Here is a 16,945-nt window from a genome sequence, read left to right as displayed (position 1 = left end):
CGCACGGGCGGGTCTCGCGTGTCAACCGGTGACGGTGAGCTGCACCTCGGGGGTGCCGCCGGCTTCGACCCACGCGAGCGAGCGTTCGAGGATGCCGCGCAGCACGTCGAGGTCGACCTGCTCCAGGTCCTTGATGTACAGGCATCCGACGCCGGTCGTATGCGGGCCGAGCTCGGCGAGAGCCTCGGAGTGGGCACCGACGCCGTCGAAGAGGTAGATCGTGGTCGCGGCCTTGCGGGGTGCGAAGCCGAGCAGTCCGCTGTCGCCCTCGGTGCCGGTCGGGTAGCGGTAGTGGCACGAACCGAAGCCGATGATCGTGCCCCAGGTCTGCGGTTCGCGTCCGGTGATCTCCTGCATGAGTGCGGTCAGCGTCTCGGCGTCCCGGCGTCGGACGGCGGGGGAGGAGCGGGCGATGAGTCCCGCGACATCATCGCCCGTGGGCTTCACTTCGGAGCCTTCGCCGCGGCCTTCATGGCCTTCTTGTGCTCGCGCACCTTCGTGAGCGACTCGGGCGAGACGATGTCGGCGACGCTGCGGTACGAGCCGTCTTCGCCGTATGCACCTGCGGCCTCGCGCCAGCCCTCGCCCGTGAAGCCGTACTGCTTGCCCAGCAGAGCCAGGAAGATCTTCGCCTTCTGCTCGCCGAATCCGGGAAGGGCTTTCAGGCGCTTCAGCACCTCGGGGCCGTCCGGGTCGCCCTCGGTCCAGAGGGCGGCGGCGTCGCCGTCCCAGTCATCGACGAGCGTCTGGCACAGCGTCTGCACGCGCGTCGCCATCGACCCGGGGAAGCGGTGCACGGCGGGCGTCTGCTTGAACGCCTCGAGGAACTCGTCCGGTGCCATGTGCGCGATGGTCGCGGCATCCGCCGCTCCGGTGCGCTGCTCGATCTTGAGCGGACCGGCGAACGCGGTCTCCATGGGGACCTGCTGATCCAGCAGCATCCCCACCAGAAGTGCGAGCGGATTGTCGGTCAGGAGGGCGTCGGCGGCGGTGTCTCCGGTGATGTGAAGGGCCATGCCTCCAGTGTCCCACCCTGCGGTCGAGGCGCGCATCGATCGGCCGATCGCGCGTGCTTCGGCCGTATGGGCGCGAAACGGCCGAGGGAAGTGCAGAAGGCCGAAGGGAGCGCGAGCGCGGGTCAGGCGGTGGCTGCGTCGTCCGCGGCAGACGCGTCGGCCTCGGGCGCGATGCCGTACAGGGCGGCGAGCGCCGCGGTGAACTCGTCGGCGCGGCCGGCGGCGGCGAGCTCGTGAGCGCGCACGGTCGGCGTGTGCAGGAGCACGCCCGAGAGGTGACGCAGAGCCTGTTCCACCTTGCCGTCCTCATCGCCGCGCGCACGGGCACGGTCGATCTCGCGCTCGAGCAGCTCGAAGATGTGCGAGCGGAGTGCCACGACCGACGGGGTCACGCTCTGGCGGGAGCCGACCACATGGAAGGTCTCCGCGGCCTCACGGACGACGCTGCGTGCGGCATCCGTCGCCTGCAGCTCTTCGAGCGGCGCGTGCAGGCGGATGGTCTCGAGGTCGAGCAGGGCGACACCCTCGAGGGCGGCGACGGCGGGGTCGACGTTGCGCGGCATGCCGAGGTCGACCACGAGGCGACTGTGGGCGCCGACCGGGCAGCCCGCGGCGACGGCGGCGACCGGGAGCTGCAGGTGCTCCGGGCCGAGAACGGGCTCCGTCGCCGTGGTGCAGGTGATCAGCAGGCTCGAGTGCGCGGCGGTGCGGGCGTACTCGTCGGCGGCGACCGGACGGATGCCGTGCTTCGCGGCGAACACCGCGGCGCGGCCGGAGGGGGAGTACACCGAGATGTCGACGGCGCCGCGCTCGCGGAGCGTGGCGAGGGTGACCGCCGCGTAGGCGCCGGTGCCGACCAGCAGCACCCGCTCGGCGGACCAATCCGCGATGCGGCTGTCGGCCAGCTCGAGAGCGAGGCGCACGAGCGAGCGGCCGGCGCGGCCGAGGGCGGTGACGTTCTTGACCTTGCGCTGCGCCTGGCTGGCGCGCTGGAAGAGGCGCTCGAGCTCGGGCGAGGTGGTGCCGTCCTTGCGGGCGGACTTCAGAGCGCGGCGCACCTGACCGGCGATCTCACCCTCGCCGGAGACGACGGATTCGAGACCGGAAGCGACTGAGAAGAGGTGCTCGGCGACGCGGCGGCCCGAGTGCACCGTGTAGGCGCCGTCGAGTTCGGTGGCGGGGATACCGGTGGCGGATTCGACCGCCTCGATGACCGCTTCGACCCCGATGGCGCCGGCCGCGGTGAGCGGTTCGTCCATTTCCACGTACGCCTCGAACCGGTTGCACGTCGCGAGGACCACGGCACCCTGCACGCACGGCGTCATACCCACGATGGTGGGAGCGACGTCGTCGGGGGTGCGGCTCAGGCGTTCGAGCAATTCGAAGGAGGCGGTCTTGTGACTCGCCGTCACACACAGCAGCACAGATCGATTGTACCGGAGAGCGTGGCGACCGGGATTCGACCGGGCGAACTCGGCGGCCGCATAAGGGCGGAATGGGAGGATGGGGGCATGGCCCTCTCCGACGCTCCGCTCCTGCGCGCCCTCGCAGGCGACCGCCCCGCCCATGCTCCGGTGTGGTTCATGCGGCAGGCCGGCAGGTCGCTCCCCGAGTACCGCGACCTGCGGGTCGGGACCCGGATGCTCGACGCCTGCCTCACCCCCGACCTCGCCGCCGAGATCACGCTGCAGCCGGTACGCCGCCACGGGGTGGATGCGGCCGTCTTCTTCAGTGACATCGTCATCCCGCTGCGCCTCGCCGGGGTCGACGTCGAGATCGAGCCGGGGCGTGGGCCGGTGTTCGCGAACCCGGTGCGCACCGCATCCGACGTCGATCGCATCACGGCCATCGACCCCGACGGCCTCGACGGCACGGCGATCGCCGAGGCCGTGCGCCTCGTCACGGCCGAGCTCGGCGACACCCCGCTGATCGGTTTCGCGGGTGCCCCCTTCACTCTCGCGGCCTACCTCGTCGAGGGCGGCCCCTCCAAGGAGCACCTGCGTGCACGGGGCATGATGCACTCCGACCCCGACTCGTGGAACCGTCTCGCCGGCTGGCTCGCGAAGGTCTCGCGCCGCTTCCTCGAGACCCAGCGCGATGCCGGGGCATCCGTCGTGCAGCTCTTCGACAGCTGGGCCGGCTCGCTGAGCACCGCGGACTACCGCGCCTTCGTCGCCCCGCACTCCCGCGCGGCACTCGAGGGCATCGGCCTGCCGACCATCCACTTCGGTGTCGGCACGGGTCCGTTCCTCGCCGACATGCGCCTCGACGGCATCGCCGACGGTGTCGGCGTCGACTGGCGTCAGCCGCTGGATGAGGCCGCCGCGATCCTCGGCCCGGATGTCACGGTGCAGGGCAACATCGACCCCGCCCTGCTCTCCGCCCCCTGGCCCGTGCTGGAGGCACACGTGCGCGACGTGATCGAGCGCGGCCGCGCGGCCCGGGCGCACATCCTCAACCTCGGCCACGGCGTCCCGCCCGAGACCGACCCCGACCAGCTCACCCGCATCGTCGAGCTCGCGCACACCGTCTGACGCTCAGGCCGAGACGGCCGATGGGAGAATTGACCGCATGATCTCTGAGCCGTCTTCCGCCGAGCCGTCCGACCTCGCCGCCCGCGCGGCGGAGAAGCACGTCGTCGTCATCGGCGGCGGCATCGGCGGACTCGTCGCCGCGCGCGAGTGCGCCAAGGTCGGCATGCAGGTGACGCTGCTCGAAGCCGCAGACGAACTGGGTGGCGCGATCCGCCGGATCGAGCTCGACGGAGTCGTCGTGGACGCCGGCGCCGAGAGCTACGCGACCAGGGGCGGCCTGGTGCGGGCACTGGTCGAGGAGCTGGGGCTGGCCGACCGTATCGTCGCCCCTCGGCCGGGCGGTGCATGGCTCGCCGGCATCCCGGGCGTGGGTGCGGCGCCGCTGCCTGTCGGCGGCATCCTCGGCATCCCCGCGAACCCCTTCCAGGACGACGTCCGTCGCATCCTCGGGTGGTCCGGAGTCTGGCGCGCCTACCTCGACCGAGTGCGTCCGCCGCTCACGATCGGCCACCAGCTGAGCCTGGGCAAGCTGGTCTCCTCGCGGATGGGATCGAAGGTGCGGGACCGCCTCGTCGCTCCCGTGACCACCGGCGTCTACTCCGCATCTCCCGACGACGTCGACATCGACATCGCGGCTCCCGGCCTCAATGCCGCGCTCACCCGCGTCGGGTCGCTGTCCGGTGCGGTGCAATCTCTTCGGGACGATGCGGCAGCGAAGGCCGGCGTCGCCACGGCGGCGAAGACCCCCGGCGCCGCGGTCGAGGGGCTGTCCGGCGGGATGAGCGGGCTCGTCGATGCGCTGGCCGACGACCTGACCCGTCTCGGGGCCGAGGTGCGCACGGGCGTGCGCGTGCGGGGCCTCCGCAAGACCGCGAAGGGCTGGGACGTCGAGACCGAGGCCGTGCCGATGGTCGCCCCGGCGGCCGCAGAAGAGGCTGATGCAGTGGTCGCCGAACTGCACGCGGCCGAGGTGGTCGAGGCCGAGCCCGTGATCGAGCAGATCGCCGCCGACGCGGTCATCGTCGCCACGCCCGAGGCCGCCGCCCGCGCGCTCCTCTCCGCTGCGGTGCCGGCGCTGAAGAAGGCCGAGGCCGCCGCGTCGCCCGAGATCGAGATCGTCACGCTCCTGCTCGACGCCCCCGCGCTGGATGCCGCGCCGCGCGGCACCGGCGTGCTCACGGTGCCCGACAGCCACACGGCCAAGGCGCTCACGCACTCGACCGCGAAGTGGGCCTGGGTGCGGGAAGCCGCAGGTCGGCGACACCTCGTCCGGGTCTCGTTCGGAGCGCAGGGCGAGCCCGCCGCGACGGCGGCGCTGAGCGACGAGGCCGCCGCCGATCTGGCGCGGACCGAAGCCGCCACGATGCTCGGAGTCGCCCTCGCCCCCGAAGCCGTGATCGCCACGCACCGCGGTCGGTTCGTGCAGTCGCAGCCGGCGTCGATCATCGGTTCCGGTGAGCGTCGCGCCGCCGCACGTGCCGCGGTGCAGGCCGTCCCCGGTATCGCGGCGGTGGGAGCCTGGCTCGCCGGCACCGGCCTCGCACAGGTGATCCCGGATGCGCGCGACGAAGCCGACCGCCTGCGCCGCGCCCTGTTGTGGGAGTGAGCGCACGCTCCGTGTCAACCCTCTGACCCATAGATGCCGAAATCGGCATACGGGGCTACGCTGGGAGCCTGGTCGCGGGGAGCGGAAGCCTGCGGGCCATCCAAGCCGGGCGAAGCAGGCCGGACAACCGGAACTAGGTGAGGAGACCCCATGAAGGGGAAGATCGGACTCGTCGTCGGACTCGGCGTGGGCTACGTCCTCGGCACCCGTGCCGGACGTGAGCGCTATGAGCAGATCAAGACGCAGTGGCTGAAGGTGTGGGAACTCGATCCCGTGCAGGAGCAGGTCTCCAAGGTCAAGGGCTTCGTCGGTGACAAGGCTGCGGCCGTGCCGGGCGCTCTCTGGACCGGCGTCGTCAAGGTGGCCAAGTCGGTGACGGGCAACGGCACACCCGGGCAGCGGCTCGACTCCGCCATCGCCACCGGCCGCGAGGCGGCGGAAGACCTGGCCGAAGCCACCGAGGAGGCCGTCGAGGCGGCGAAGGCGACCGCCAAGACGAGCAAGCCCGCGTCGAAGCCGGCCGCGTCGAAGTCCACTGCCTCCAAGTCCACGGCCTCCAAGTCCACGGCCTCGAAGTCCGCACCCAAGAAGACCGGCGCCTGACATGCCCCGCGGATACCGAGATCGTGCCGACGACAGTCTGCTGACCCTCCTCGGGGATCTTCCGGAACTCGTCACGAATCTGGTCAAGGCCGAGATCGACGCCGCCAAGGCGTGGGTCTCGCGCACCTCGAAGGATGCCGGCATCGGTTCCGTGTGGTTCGTCGTCGCGCTGTTCTTCCTGTTCTGGGCCGTGCCGGTGATCCTCGTTTTCGCGATCGCGGGGCTGTCGTCCTGGTGGCCGGTGTGGCTGTCGGCGATCGTCGTGTTCGGCATCCTGATCCTCGCCGTGCTGCTGTTCGCGCTGCTGGGCATCCTGAAGTTCCGCAAGGTTCTCCGCCGTCAGAACCCGGCGCAGGCCGTGGCCGAAGACATCCGACTCGTGAAGGAGGCCGGCGATGACGAATTCTGAGTCCCTGCCGCGCACCGTCGTCCCCGCAGGCATCGTCGACCCGGTGACCTCCGCTCGAGCCGAGCTGAAGGCGGCGCTGGCCGCCATCGAGGTGAAGGGGAACATCCCCCGCCGCGTCGAGAAGGCATCGACCCGCGCTGCGGCGAAGGCCAGGGTCTTCGCCGACCGCAATCCGCTCGGCGCGATCGCCGCGACCGTCGGCATCGCAGCCGTCGTGGGGGGCGCGGTCTGGGCGATCGCGCGCGCCATTTCACGCTGACGACCGCATTCCAGGATGCCGCTGATTCCCCCGGTCGGGGGGATTAGCGGCTCCTGCGCAAACGAGGCAGACTGGGGAGCATGATGTCCGAAGAGCGCGATGAGAACCCGTCCGGCTTCACCCTCTGGGCCGTCTGGCGACGAAACCCCGACGTTCCCGTGACGGAGACCGAGTCGACCGAGCTCGAGACGATCGTCTCCTACGTCGAGGACTCCGGCGTGACCGTCCGCGGCTTCTACGACGTCTCCGGCCTCAAGGCCGACGCCGATCTCATGGTCTGGCTGCACGGCGAGACCGCCGAGGAGCTGCAGAAGGCGCTGCGTCGCCTGCGCCGCACCGAACTGCTCCGCCCGCTCCTCCCGGTGTGGAACGTCATGGGCGTGCACCGCGACGCCGAGTTCAACCGCGCCCACGTGCCCGGCTTCCTCCGCGGGGTCGAGCCGAAGGACTGGCTGTGTCTCTACCCGTTCGTGCGCACGCCGGAGTGGTACCTGGCCCCCGAGGAGGAGCGTCGCAAGATGCTCGCCGACCACGGCCGCAAGGGCGCTGCGTTCACCGGCGTCCTCGCCAACACGGTCGCCTCGTTCGCGCTCGGCGACTACGAGTGGCTGCTGCCCCTCGAGGCCGACGAGCTCACCGACCTCGTCGACCTGATGCGCGACCTCCGCTACACCGACGCCCGCCTGTACGTGAAGGAGGAGGTGCCCTTCTACACGGGGCGCAGACTCCGGTTCGACGAGATCGCGGACGTTCTGCAGTAAGCGCCATGAGCACCCCCATCCGTCTGGGCACCCGTCGCAGCGCGCTCGCGCAGGCGCAGTCCGGTCATGTCGCCACGGCCCTCGAGAAGCTCTCGGGGCGCCGGGTCGAGCTCGTCCCCATCACCAGCGAGGGTGACACCAATCGCGCCTCGCTCTCCGAGATCGGCGGCCAGGGCATCTTCGCCACGCGACTTCGCGAGGCCCTGCTCGCCGGGGAGTGCGACTTCCTGGTGCACTCCCTGAAGGATCTGCCCACGGCCATCCCCGACGGCCTCGTGATCGCGGCGACCCCGAAGCGGGAGGATCCGCGTGACGTGGTGCTCACCCGTGACGGCATCCCGCTGCACGAGCTGCGCTCCGGGAGTACGGTCGGCACCGGCTCGCCGCGCCGCATCGCCCAGGTGCGCAGGCGGGCGCCGGGCGCCGAAGTCGTCGACATCCGCGGCAACGTCGACTCCCGGCTGGCGCGGGTCTCCACCGGAGAGCTCGACGCGGTGATCCTCGCCGCGGCAGGGCTCTCGAGGCTCGGGGCGGAGTCTCCGCTGCGTCGCGAGGAGCTCGGTCTCGCCGAGTGGCCGACCGCGCCGGGCCAGGGTTCTCTCGCCGTCGAAACACGGGAGGACGCGCCGGAGGAGCTGCGCACGGCGCTCGCCGCTCTCGACGACCTCGACACCCGACTCGCCATCACGGTGGAGCGCGCGATCCTCGAAGGACTCGACGCGGGATGCCAGGCGCCGATGGCCGCTCACGCCGTGGTCGACGGGTCCTCGATCCGTGTCAGGACCGTCGTCTACGCCGTCGACGGCGGGCGCCGGATCGGCCTCGACGTCACCGAAGACCTGAACGGGGAGTATATTCGTCGGAACGGCAGTGGCAATGGAGCGGATGCTGCCGATGGTGCAGACCCGGTGCACGCAGCGCGCGAGCTCGGGTTCACTGTTGCCCGTCGGCTGCTCGATCAAGGGGCGGCCGGCCTCGTACCCCGAGAGCAATAAACCCTCATGACCACTTCCGAAATCAAGCAGGACCGACCGCTGGACGGCTGGCGCATTCTTGTGCCGCGTGGCGGGCCGTGGGGCGACAGCGTCGCCGCGAGCCTGCGCGCACTGGGCGCGGTGCCCGTCGTCGCGCCGCTCATCAACTTCGCGCCGACCACCGATCAGGCGACGCTCGACACCGCGCTGGCGCAGCTGGCCGCGGGCGAGTTCGACTGGCTGACCGTCACGAGCGCCACGACCGTCGATGTGCTCTTCGCGCATCGAGCCGTCATCCCTCGGTCGACGAAGATCGCTGCCGTGGGCGAGACCACCGCGGCCGCCCTGCAGGCGGTCGGCTACGAGGTCACGCTGGTGCCCGAGCAGGACAACTCGGCCGAGGGCATGGCGCAGCAGCTCATCGCTCTCGAACAGGAGCCGCGCCGCATCCTCGCGCTCCGCAGCGAGATCGCGAAGCCCGTGCTCAGCCTGCTCCTCTCCGAGGCGGGTCACGACGTGCACGGCGTGGTCGCCTACCGCACGGTGGGCGTCCCGGTGACCGAGCGCATCCGCCGCGACGTCGAGAACGGCCGGATCAACGCGATCCTCATCACGAGCGGCTCCGTCGCCGAGCAGGTGCGCGAGCAGTTCCCGGAGATCCCCGACGAGACGCTGCTCGCCGCCATCGGTCCACGGACCGCGAACGATGCGCAGCGTGCGGGCCTCCCGGTGTCGGTGGTCGCCGACCGGCAGACCATCGATGCGCTGATCGATGCGGTCTCGCACTTCACACTTCCGCACGCGGCCGACGAGTTCGCGCCGTGAGCTACCCCGATGTCCGACTGAGACGCCTGCGTCAGTCGCGGGCCGTGCGTGATCTCGTGCGCGAGACCTCGCTGCAGCCCCGACAGCTCGTCCTGCCGCTCTTCGTCCGCGAAGGCATCGCGGAGCCGGTGCAGATCGGTTCGATGCCCGGGGTTGCCCAGCACTCGATCGACTCGCTGCGTGCTGCCGCCGTCGAGGCGGCGGAGGCCGGCGTCGGCGGCGTGATGCTGTTCGGTGTGCCGTCGGTTCGCGACGCTCGCGGGTCCGGAGCAGACGACCCGCGCGGCATCCTGAACGTCGCGACCGAAGCGCTGGCCGCCGAGGTCGGCGACGCGCTCGTCGTGCAGACCGACCTGTGCCTGGACGAGTTCACCGATCACGGCCACTGCGGCGTGCTCGCGGCCGACGGTTCCGTGGACAACGACGCGACGCTCGAGCGCTACGCCTCGATGGCTCTCGCTCAGGCCCGTGCCGGATCCCAGCTGCTCGGACTGTCGGGGATGATGGACGGCCAGGTCGCGGTGATCCGCGCGGCGCTCGACGCCGAGGGCTTCACCGACACGCTCCTCCTCGCCTACGCCGCCAAGTACGCGAGCGCCTTCTACGGCCCCTTCCGCGAGGCCGTGGATTCTCAGCTCCGGGGTGACCGTCGCACGTACCAGCTCGATCCGGGCAACCGGCGCGAGGGCGTCCGCGAGGCCGTCGTCGACGAGGCCGAGGGCGCGGACATCGTCATGGTGAAGCCGGCGATGGCCTTCCTCGACGTGCTGCGCGAGGTGCGCGACACCGTGAGCATCCCGGTCTGGGCGTACCAGGTGTCCGGCGAGTACGCGATGATCGAGGCCGCCGGCGCGAACGGCTGGATCGACCGCCGGGCCGCCGTGCTCGAATCCCTGCTCTCCATCCGCCGCGCGGGTGCCGATGCCGTGCTGACCTACTGGGCGACCGAGGCCGCCGGCTGGCTGCGCGACTGATACCTCCGAGGATCTCTCATGACCGACCGCAATGACGACCTGTTCTCCGCTGCCCGCGCGGTGATCCCGGGTGGGGTCAACTCACCCGTGCGCGCCTATGGCTCGGTGGGAGGCACGCCGCGATTCCTCGCTTCGGCGAAGGGCGGCACCGTGACGGATGCCGCGGGGCGCGAGTATGTCGACCTCGTCGCCTCCTGGGGCCCCGCTCTCCTCGGGCACGCGCACCCGGAGATCGTCGCTGCGGTGCAGGAAGCCGCGGCTCGAGGACTCTCGTTCGGCGCCCCGACCGAGGGTGAGGTCGAGCTCGCCGCGCTCATCGCCGACCGTGTCCGCTTCGGTGAGATCCGTCCCATCGAACGTGTGCGTCTGGTGTCCACCGGCACCGAGGCGACCATGACGGCGATCCGCCTCGCGCGCGGCGCGACCGGTCGCGACCTGCTCGTGAAGTTCGCCGGGCACTACCACGGTCACTCCGACGGGCTTCTCGCGGAGGCGGGTTCCGGTGTCGCGACGCTGGCGCTCCCCGGTTCGGCCGGTGTCCCGGCGCCGATCGCCGCACAGACCCTGGTGATCGGTTACAACGACCCCGAGGCGCTGGCCGCGGTGTTCGCCGAGCACGGCCCGCGCATCGCCGCGGTGATCGTCGAGGCGTCGGCCGCGAACATGGGAGTCGTCGCCCCCCTGCCCGGCTTCAACCGCCTGATCGCGGAGACCGCGCACGCATATGGTGCCCTCATGATCCTCGACGAGGTGCTCACGGGCTTCCGCGTGCACCCGGCGGGGTTCTGGGGTCTGCAGGCGGCGGCGGGCGAGGACTATCTGCCCGACATCTTCACCTTCGGCAAGGTCGTCGGCGGAGGCATGCCCCTGGCCGCGCTCGGCGGTCGCGCCGAGGTCATGGACCTGCTCGCACCTCTCGGCCCGGTCTACCAGGCGGGAACCCTGTCGGGGAACCCGCTGTCGGTCGCTGCGGGCCTGGCGACCTTGCGACTCGCGACCCCCGAGGTGTACGCCACGGTGGACGCGGCATCCGCCCGGGTGTCGGCCGCCCTCGATGCCGCCCTCACGTCGGCCGGCGTCACGCATGCCGTGGCCCGAGCCGGCAACCTGTTCAGCGCGTCGTTCCGTGCGTCCGAGCCGCGGAACTACGCCGAGGCGCAGGCGCAGGAGTCGGTCCGCTACGCCCCGTTCTTCCACTCCCTGCGGGAGCAGGGCGTCGCTCTACCGCCGAGTGTCTTCGAGGCCTGGTTCCTCACGGCCGCGCACGGCGAGCGGGAGCTTCAGCTCATCGAAGCGGCACTCCCGGTTGCCGCCGATGCCGCGGCTGCTGCGCGCCCCTGACCCGATTTCGGCGAACCGGCCGCGAGAAACCGCGACGGATGGTGGCAATCGACAAGGGATCGTTGCGTTCCTGTGAGCAACTTCCAGACAACTGGCAGGGCCGCGCTGGCAGACTGAGTGCATGGTGACGTTGCTGCTGGACCAGACGCAACTCGAAGTCGTGCTCTCGCCGCTCGAACGGGCCGCCACCTTCCACCGTGAGAACGTCCGCATCGCGCGCGACACCATCACGAAGGTCCAGCTCACGGATGACGCGTGGACGTGGCTGCGGGGCGTCCCGAACCCCGGCACGCACATCCCCGGCATCCTCGCCGCCGGCAGTTGGAAGGCGGCCGGCAGCCTGGACTTCGTGCTGATCCGCAAGCGTCGCCCGAGCGTCGTGATCGACCTCGAGGGCGACGCGCAGTACCGCCGCCTGATCCTGACCACGCGGCACGGGCTCGCGCTCACTCAGGCGTTGCGCCTCGATGTGTCCGCGGAGCCGGCAGACGTCGAGGAGATCGTCGCGACCTCGCCCACCGCCGTCCCGAAGGGCAGCCGTCGGCCGGTCATCCGCCCCCGACCTGCCTGACGGCGTCGACGGCTGCGGTCGCCCCTGACCGAACAGAGGAACGCCCTCCGCGACCATGTGGTCGGGAGGGCGTTCTCGGTTCTCATCGGCGACGAGAGTCAGCCGTGGTGGTTCTCGCCACCTTCGTGCTCATCTCCGTCATGATGCTCGTCGCTGCCGGACTGGGCGTCGGCGTCGGACTCGCCATCTGCGGAGGCGGCCTCCTCGGCGGGAGTCTCCTCCGGGGCGGACTCGTCGTCGGTCGCCTCATCGGACGCGGCCAGCGGCACCGTGTCGATGACGCCGGTGGACGCGATGCTCCAGTGCGCGCTCTCGTTAGAAGCGTCGTCCGCCGATTCCGGGCTGAGGGGGTAGTCCTTCGGCTCGTCCTCGTAATAGGCGCGAGCGGCTGCGGCCAGCATCGAGCTGACGGCAGCGGAGCGCGGATCCTCGTCGGCGTCCGAGCCATCCGAGTCGTCGTGGTCCGAGTCGTCGCGGTCCGCGGTGTCGTCATCTGCGCCGTCGTGGTCGGCATCGGAAGCGTCAGCGAGATCGGCGAAGATCTCGACACCCGTGTGCTCGACCTCGGACGCATCCTCGTCCAGCGGCGTGCCCTCGTCGTCTGACGGGCTGTCGCCGGTGCTCACGTCGTCGGTGGCTTCGGGTGCACCCGCCGCGCCGTCGGCGGTGGCTTCGACGTCGGCAGGCTGCTGCTCGGAAGCGTCATCAGCGGTGTGCTCGTCGTCGGATGTGTCGAAGATCTCGGCGACGCTGTGACGTGCCTCGTCGGTGGACGTCGGTGCGTCGGCCGCGACCGGAGCCGCCGCCCCGAACAGGATCTCGTCGAAGGACCGTGCCGTGGGCGCGGTGGTCTCGGATTCGGATTCGGATTCGGATTCGGATTCGGACTCGTCGCCGGTCGCCTCGTCGCCGGTTGCCTCGTCCGCGGTGGCCTCGTCCGCACTCGCTCCGTCGGTGTCGTCGGCGGCCTCGACGGGCGCGGCGTTCTCCGCGTCGTCGGCGGGAGCCTCTTCGGCGGGAACTTCTTCGGCGGAATCGTCGGTGGGAGGCTCGTCGCCGGCCTCTTCCTCGGAGTCGCCGTCGGCGCGGGCGGTGCCCGCCGCGGCGAGATCGTCTGCCACGGCCTCATCGGCGGGAGCGGCGGCGGCCTCGGCGGCCCATGCTGCCGCTGCGGCGACGGGGATCGCGACCACGGACTCGTTCGGCGCGAGAGTGGCGTCGGCGGCCAGAGCCTCGGCGGCCACGGGCGGCGCGATCGGTGCCGGTGCCTGGGCCGGGTAGGCGGGCGGTGCGTGCCTACCGCCGCGCATCAGGTCGATGAAGACGTCTTCCAGCGTCGGTCCGCGCTGCACGAGCGTGCTCAGCGCGATGCCTGCATCGGCGGCCACTGCGCCGACCGTGCCGGCGTCGCCGCCGCGGACGGTCAGGCCCGATCGCAGCACCTCGATGTCGAATCCGGCTGCGGAGAGCGCAGCGCTGAGCGCATCGCGGTCGGCGGCGTCGACGATGACGGAGCCGCCCTTCGGGTCGGCCAGGGTCTCGATGCCACTGGCCAGGACCAGCTCGCCCTTCGACAGCACGAGCACGTTGTCGGCGACCTGCTCCACCTCGCTGAGGACGTGCGACGACACGAGCACCGTGCGCCCCTCGTCCGCGAGGCGGCGCATCAGCAGCCGCATCCAGCGGATCCCCTCGGGATCGAGCCCGTTGGCCGGCTCGTCGAAGACCAGGGCGCCCGGGTCGCCGAGAAGCGCGTGCGCGACGCTGAGCCGCTGGCGCATGCCGAGCGAGAAACCGCCGATCCGCGAGTCGCCCTCGCCGTCGAGCCCGACCAGCGAGAGGACCTCGCCCACGCGGGCCAGCGGCACACCGTTCGCCTTCGCGGCGATCGTCAGCTGTCGCTCGGCGGTGCGGCGCGGGCGGTAGGCGGTCTCTTCCAGCACGGCACCGATCGTGCGCAGCGGCTGGCGGAGTTCGCCGTAGGCCGTGCCGCCGATCGTCGCGGTTCCGGAGGTGGCGCGCACCTGACCGAGCAGGATGCGCAGCGTGGTGGTCTTGCCGGCTCCGTTGGGGCCGAGGAAGGCGGTGACGGCACCCGGCTCGACGCGCGCGGAGAAGTCCGAGACGGCGGTCACCTCATTGAAGCGCTTCGTCACGTGCGTGAACTCCAGCACCTGTCCTTCGGGCATCGTGACCTCTCGTCGCGTGGAACAGTTCCTCCCTATCCTGCCGGAAAAGCCTGTCGGATCCCGCATTTCGCGCGGAATACCGCCCTTCGGGAAAGGTAGCCTGGCACGCGTGACCGATTCTCAGGCTGCCTCCCGTGTCCTCGTCCGCACCGAAGGGGCGCTCGGGCGGCTCACCCTCAACCGTCCGGAGGCGATCAACGCCCTCGACGTGGAGATGATCGGAATCCTCACCGAGACCCTCACCGCATGGCGCGACGACACCGACGTGCAGATCGTGCTGATCGACGGCGCGGGGGAGCGCGGCATGTGCGCCGGCGGCGACGTGCGCGCGCTGCACGCGCAGATCGTGGCAGGGCAGGCCGAGCGGACCGCGGAGTTCTTCCGCGCCGAGTACGCCCTGAACGCGATGATCGCCGAATACCCGAAGCCGGTCGTCGCCTTCGCGGACGGCATCACCATGGGCGGCGGCATCGGGCTCGCCGGCCACGCCGCCATCCGCATCGTCACCGAGCGATCGAAGCTCGCGATGCCCGAGACCCGTATCGGCTTCACGCCCGATGTGGGCGGCACCTGGCTGCTCGGGCGGGCGCCGGGGCGTTTCGGCGAGTACTTCGGGCTCACCGGATCGACGATGAACGGTGCGGATGCCGTGTACCTCGGCTTCGCCGACCACTTCGTGCCGTCGGAGCGGCTGGAGGCCCTGAGCGAGGCGCTCGCCTTCCGCGCGGACCCGACCGGGCCCAGCGAGATCGTGCTGCTCTTCGACGAGACGCCCGAGCCCACGCAGCTTCCGGCATCGCGGGAGTGGATCGACGAGGCCTTCTCCGCGCCGACCGTGACCGAGATCGTCGATCGACTGCGCGCGCAGGAGCACACGGATGCCGCCGCCACGGCCGAACTGCTGGAGGGGCTCGCGCCGACCGGGCTCACCGTGACCCTCGACGCCGTGCGCGAGGCGAGGGAGATGCCGGGTCTGCGCGCGGCGCTCGAGGGTGAGTACCGACGGGTGCTGTGGTTCGTGAACGAGCATCCTGACCTCGTCGAGGGCATCAGGGCACAGCTGGTCGACAAGGACCGCAACCCGAAGTGGGATCCGCCGACACTGGCGGAGCTCGCCCCGGATGCCGGTGCCCCCGCGCGGGACTACGTGCCGCAGCCCGCCCTGTTCTGAGGTCGCGTCGCGGGATCCGGCCCTACGCGCCCTCGCCGGCCGCGGACGGATCCGGGGTGCGCGTCTGCCAGATCGTCCGGAGCACGTCGACCACGTCATCCGGATCGGCATCGACGGATGCGGCCTCCTCGACCAGTTCGCGGATGCGTCGGATCACGGATGCCGGAAGCACACCCGCCGTCTCCGCCACCCGCGTGCCCGCTGCGGTGCGCGAGATCACGAGCCCCTCGCTCTCGAGCATCTTGTATGCGCGTGCGGCCGTGCCGGGAGCCACGCCCAGATCGCTCGCGGTCTGGCGCACCGTCGGCAGCCGTTCGCCGGCGCCGAGCTGTCCCGACACGATCAGGCCGCGCAGCTGTCGGTAGATGTCGAGAGCCGGATTCGCCTCGTCGGCCGGCGACAGCTTCGGGCTCGGGCTCACTGTGCGGCCCTCGATTCGGCGGCCTGCTCGGCGGGGGCGGCGGGTCCTGAGCCGTGCGCCAGCTGTGCGGTCACGAGGAACAGGAGCACGAACGCGGTGATCTCGAGCGCCGGGGGGGCCCACCAAACCGCCGATGGCGGCGAGCTCGCCGTATCGCCAGAACGCGTCGTAGGAGTCGCTGCCGCTGTCGCCCTGGATGGTGAGCCCGGCGACCGATCCCGCCTCGGCGATGAACCGGAGCGCCCCCGCCAGGGCGAGCAGGGCCGCGGACGCCGCGAGCCGGGCGATCCCGCTCGCGATGTCGCGGCGCTCCCGCTGCTCGGCGACGACCGTCTCCGGACGGAGGAACGCGCGGGCCGCGTTCGCGTGCAGTGCCGCGACGACGACTGCCACGAGGGCGGCGGTGCAGATCAGGACGGGGATGCCGTAGGCCCATCCGTAGAACCAGGGGCGGATCGGGTCGATGGTCTCGTTGGGGACGTCGATCTCGAGGTAGACGTACGGACCGCCGTTGAGGTTCGACGATGCGAGTCCGGCGAGCAGCGTGGTCGTCGCGAGGGCGAGAAGGGCGAGGGCGGTGCCCACCGACCCCACGCGGGAGCTGAAGGTCAGCCAGGTCCGGCGCGCGGAGACGACGGGTCGCTCCGGAGGGGTGCTGCCGTGCATGACGATCATCGCCAGCAGGATGGCCACGCCGACGGATGCCGTGAAGACGGGTGTCGCGTATCGCCACCAGCCGACGACGCCGTTGAGGCTCACGCCGAACATCCCCAGGACGTACCCCGTGATCAGGTTCTCGGCGATGAAGATCACGATCACGACGATCGCCGCGATGCCGAGGGCGCGGTGCTCCGGCGTATAGCGGGCGGACACCGCGGTGGATGCCGAAGGCGTGAGCCGGACGCGACCGCGTCGTCGCGCAGCCCCTCGGGGCGAGACGGCGATCCCCACCGCGATGATCACCGCGAGGATCAGGGAGACCAGCGGCAACGACAGGAGGCCGCCGAGCAGCTGGATCGGGTCGAGCAGGGATGCGATGTGCGGAAGCATGGGAGGTCCGTTCTCGGTTGTGTCATATGTCTATCACAAGTTGTATCAACAGGAAAACACAAGAAGCGCTGCGGTCGGGCTCGTCACTTGTTCGCCCGCGTGCAGAAACGAATGATCCCCGGGTGGAGGGGTTCGCTGTCAGCGAAGGTCAGCCTCGAGGGGGATACGAATGTCCACGGTTCGTGGCACTCTGTCTTGTGGCCGGTTGTCGGTCGGCATCCGTCTGCCGAGAAACCCGCCG

Annotated in this window: 17 protein-coding genes; 12 read left to right on the top strand and 5 right to left on the bottom strand. The window is 71.0% G+C overall.

Going from position 1 to position 16,945, the window contains the following annotated elements:
- Positions 1–21: 21 nt before the first annotated feature.
- The 3 genes from OC372_RS09690 to OC372_RS09680 form a co-directional block, all read right to left on the bottom strand.
- Complete coding sequence (locus OC372_RS09690; RefSeq protein ID WP_105711214.1) at positions 22–447, bottom strand: DUF1801 domain-containing protein; 426 nt, start codon at positions 445–447, stop codon at positions 22–24.
- Positions 444–1,016 carry an HhH-GPD-type base excision DNA repair protein gene (locus OC372_RS09685; protein ID WP_262001696.1) on the bottom strand — a complete coding sequence of 191 codons (573 nt, stop codon included), beginning with the start codon at positions 1,014–1,016 and terminating at the stop codon, positions 444–446. Before OC372_RS09685 ends, OC372_RS09690 begins: the two co-directional genes overlap by 4 nt.
- Positions 1,017–1,138: 122 nt before the next feature.
- Complete coding sequence (locus tag OC372_RS09680; protein ID WP_262001695.1) at positions 1,139–2,440, bottom strand: glutamyl-tRNA reductase; 1,302 nt, start codon at positions 2,438–2,440, stop codon at positions 1,139–1,141.
- Positions 2,441–2,527: 87 nt separating this feature from the next.
- Here OC372_RS09680 and hemE point away from each other — a divergent pair, with 87 nt between their 5' ends.
- The 11 genes from hemE to OC372_RS09625 all read left to right on the top strand — a co-directional run bounded on the left by hemE (position 2,528) and on the right by OC372_RS09625 (position 11,873).
- Positions 2,528–3,550 (top strand): uroporphyrinogen decarboxylase, encoded by a 1,023-nt coding sequence (gene hemE, locus OC372_RS09675; protein ID WP_262001694.1) that lies wholly within the window; start codon positions 2,528–2,530, stop codon positions 3,548–3,550.
- A 37-nt stretch (positions 3,551–3,587) separates the two neighbouring features.
- The gene (locus OC372_RS09670) at positions 3,588–5,156 is read left to right on the top strand and encodes a protoporphyrinogen/coproporphyrinogen oxidase (RefSeq protein WP_262001693.1); all 1,569 of its coding nucleotides are present in this window, start codon (positions 3,588–3,590) and stop codon (positions 5,154–5,156) included.
- Between the two features lie 150 nt (positions 5,157–5,306).
- Positions 5,307–5,759 carry a hypothetical protein gene (locus OC372_RS09665; protein ID WP_029261237.1) on the top strand — a complete coding sequence of 151 codons (453 nt, stop codon included), beginning with the start codon at positions 5,307–5,309 and terminating at the stop codon, positions 5,757–5,759.
- Between the two features lies 1 nt (position 5,760).
- Entirely contained in the window at positions 5,761–6,168 is a 408-nt protein-coding gene (locus OC372_RS09660; RefSeq protein WP_029261236.1) for a phage holin family protein, read from the top strand.
- Positions 6,155–6,427: a hypothetical protein gene (locus OC372_RS09655; RefSeq protein ID WP_029261235.1), complete on the top strand. Its 273-nt coding sequence runs from the start codon at positions 6,155–6,157 to the stop codon at positions 6,425–6,427. Before OC372_RS09660 ends, OC372_RS09655 begins: the two co-directional genes overlap by 14 nt.
- An 80-nt stretch (positions 6,428–6,507) precedes the next feature.
- Positions 6,508–7,188, top strand: coding sequence for a hydrogen peroxide-dependent heme synthase (hemQ, locus tag OC372_RS09650; protein WP_029261234.1), 681 nt, complete (start codon positions 6,508–6,510; stop codon positions 7,186–7,188).
- Positions 7,189–7,193: 5 nt separating this feature from the next.
- On the top strand, positions 7,194–8,183 hold the full coding sequence (hemC, locus tag OC372_RS09645; protein WP_029261233.1) for a hydroxymethylbilane synthase: 990 nt from the start codon (positions 7,194–7,196) through the stop codon (positions 8,181–8,183).
- 6 nt (positions 8,184–8,189) lie between these two features.
- The gene (locus OC372_RS09640; RefSeq protein ID WP_029261232.1) at positions 8,190–8,987 is read left to right on the top strand and encodes a uroporphyrinogen-III synthase; all 798 of its coding nucleotides are present in this window, start codon (positions 8,190–8,192) and stop codon (positions 8,985–8,987) included.
- Positions 8,984–9,961 (top strand): porphobilinogen synthase, encoded by a 978-nt coding sequence (gene hemB, locus OC372_RS09635; protein WP_262001692.1) that lies wholly within the window; start codon positions 8,984–8,986, stop codon positions 9,959–9,961. Before OC372_RS09640 ends, hemB begins: the two co-directional genes overlap by 4 nt.
- Before the next feature lie 18 nt (positions 9,962–9,979).
- Positions 9,980–11,302, top strand: a complete 1,323-nt coding sequence (locus tag OC372_RS09630; protein ID WP_262001691.1) for a glutamate-1-semialdehyde 2,1-aminomutase — start codon at positions 9,980–9,982, stop codon at positions 11,300–11,302.
- A 121-nt stretch (positions 11,303–11,423) separates the two neighbouring features.
- Positions 11,424–11,873, top strand: coding sequence for a hypothetical protein (locus tag OC372_RS09625; protein WP_029261229.1), 450 nt, complete (start codon positions 11,424–11,426; stop codon positions 11,871–11,873).
- Positions 11,874–11,971: 98 nt separating this feature from the next.
- Here the strand turns inward: OC372_RS09625 and OC372_RS09620 are convergent, their stop codons facing one another.
- Positions 11,972–14,062 carry an ATP-binding cassette domain-containing protein gene (locus OC372_RS09620; RefSeq protein WP_262001690.1) on the bottom strand — a complete coding sequence of 697 codons (2,091 nt, stop codon included), beginning with the start codon at positions 14,060–14,062 and terminating at the stop codon, positions 11,972–11,974.
- 109 nt (positions 14,063–14,171) lie between these two features.
- Between OC372_RS09620 and OC372_RS09615 the strand changes: the two genes are divergently transcribed.
- Positions 14,172–15,233, top strand: coding sequence for an enoyl-CoA hydratase/isomerase family protein (locus OC372_RS09615; RefSeq protein ID WP_262001689.1), 1,062 nt, complete (start codon positions 14,172–14,174; stop codon positions 15,231–15,233).
- A gap of 22 nt (positions 15,234–15,255) precedes the next feature.
- Here the strand turns inward: OC372_RS09615 and OC372_RS19340 are convergent, their stop codons facing one another.
- Positions 15,256–16,704 carry a GntR family transcriptional regulator gene (locus OC372_RS19340; protein ID WP_315985394.1) on the bottom strand — a complete coding sequence of 483 codons (1,449 nt, stop codon included), beginning with the start codon at positions 16,702–16,704 and terminating at the stop codon, positions 15,256–15,258.
- Between the last annotated feature and the right edge of the window lie 241 nt (positions 16,705–16,945).

Source organism: Microbacterium sp. Mcb102, assembly GCF_024519805.1.
Lineage (GTDB): Bacteria > Actinomycetota > Actinomycetes > Actinomycetales > Microbacteriaceae > Microbacterium.
Note: the sequence above shows the minus strand (reverse complement) of the source record. Positions and strands in the feature narration are given on the sequence as shown.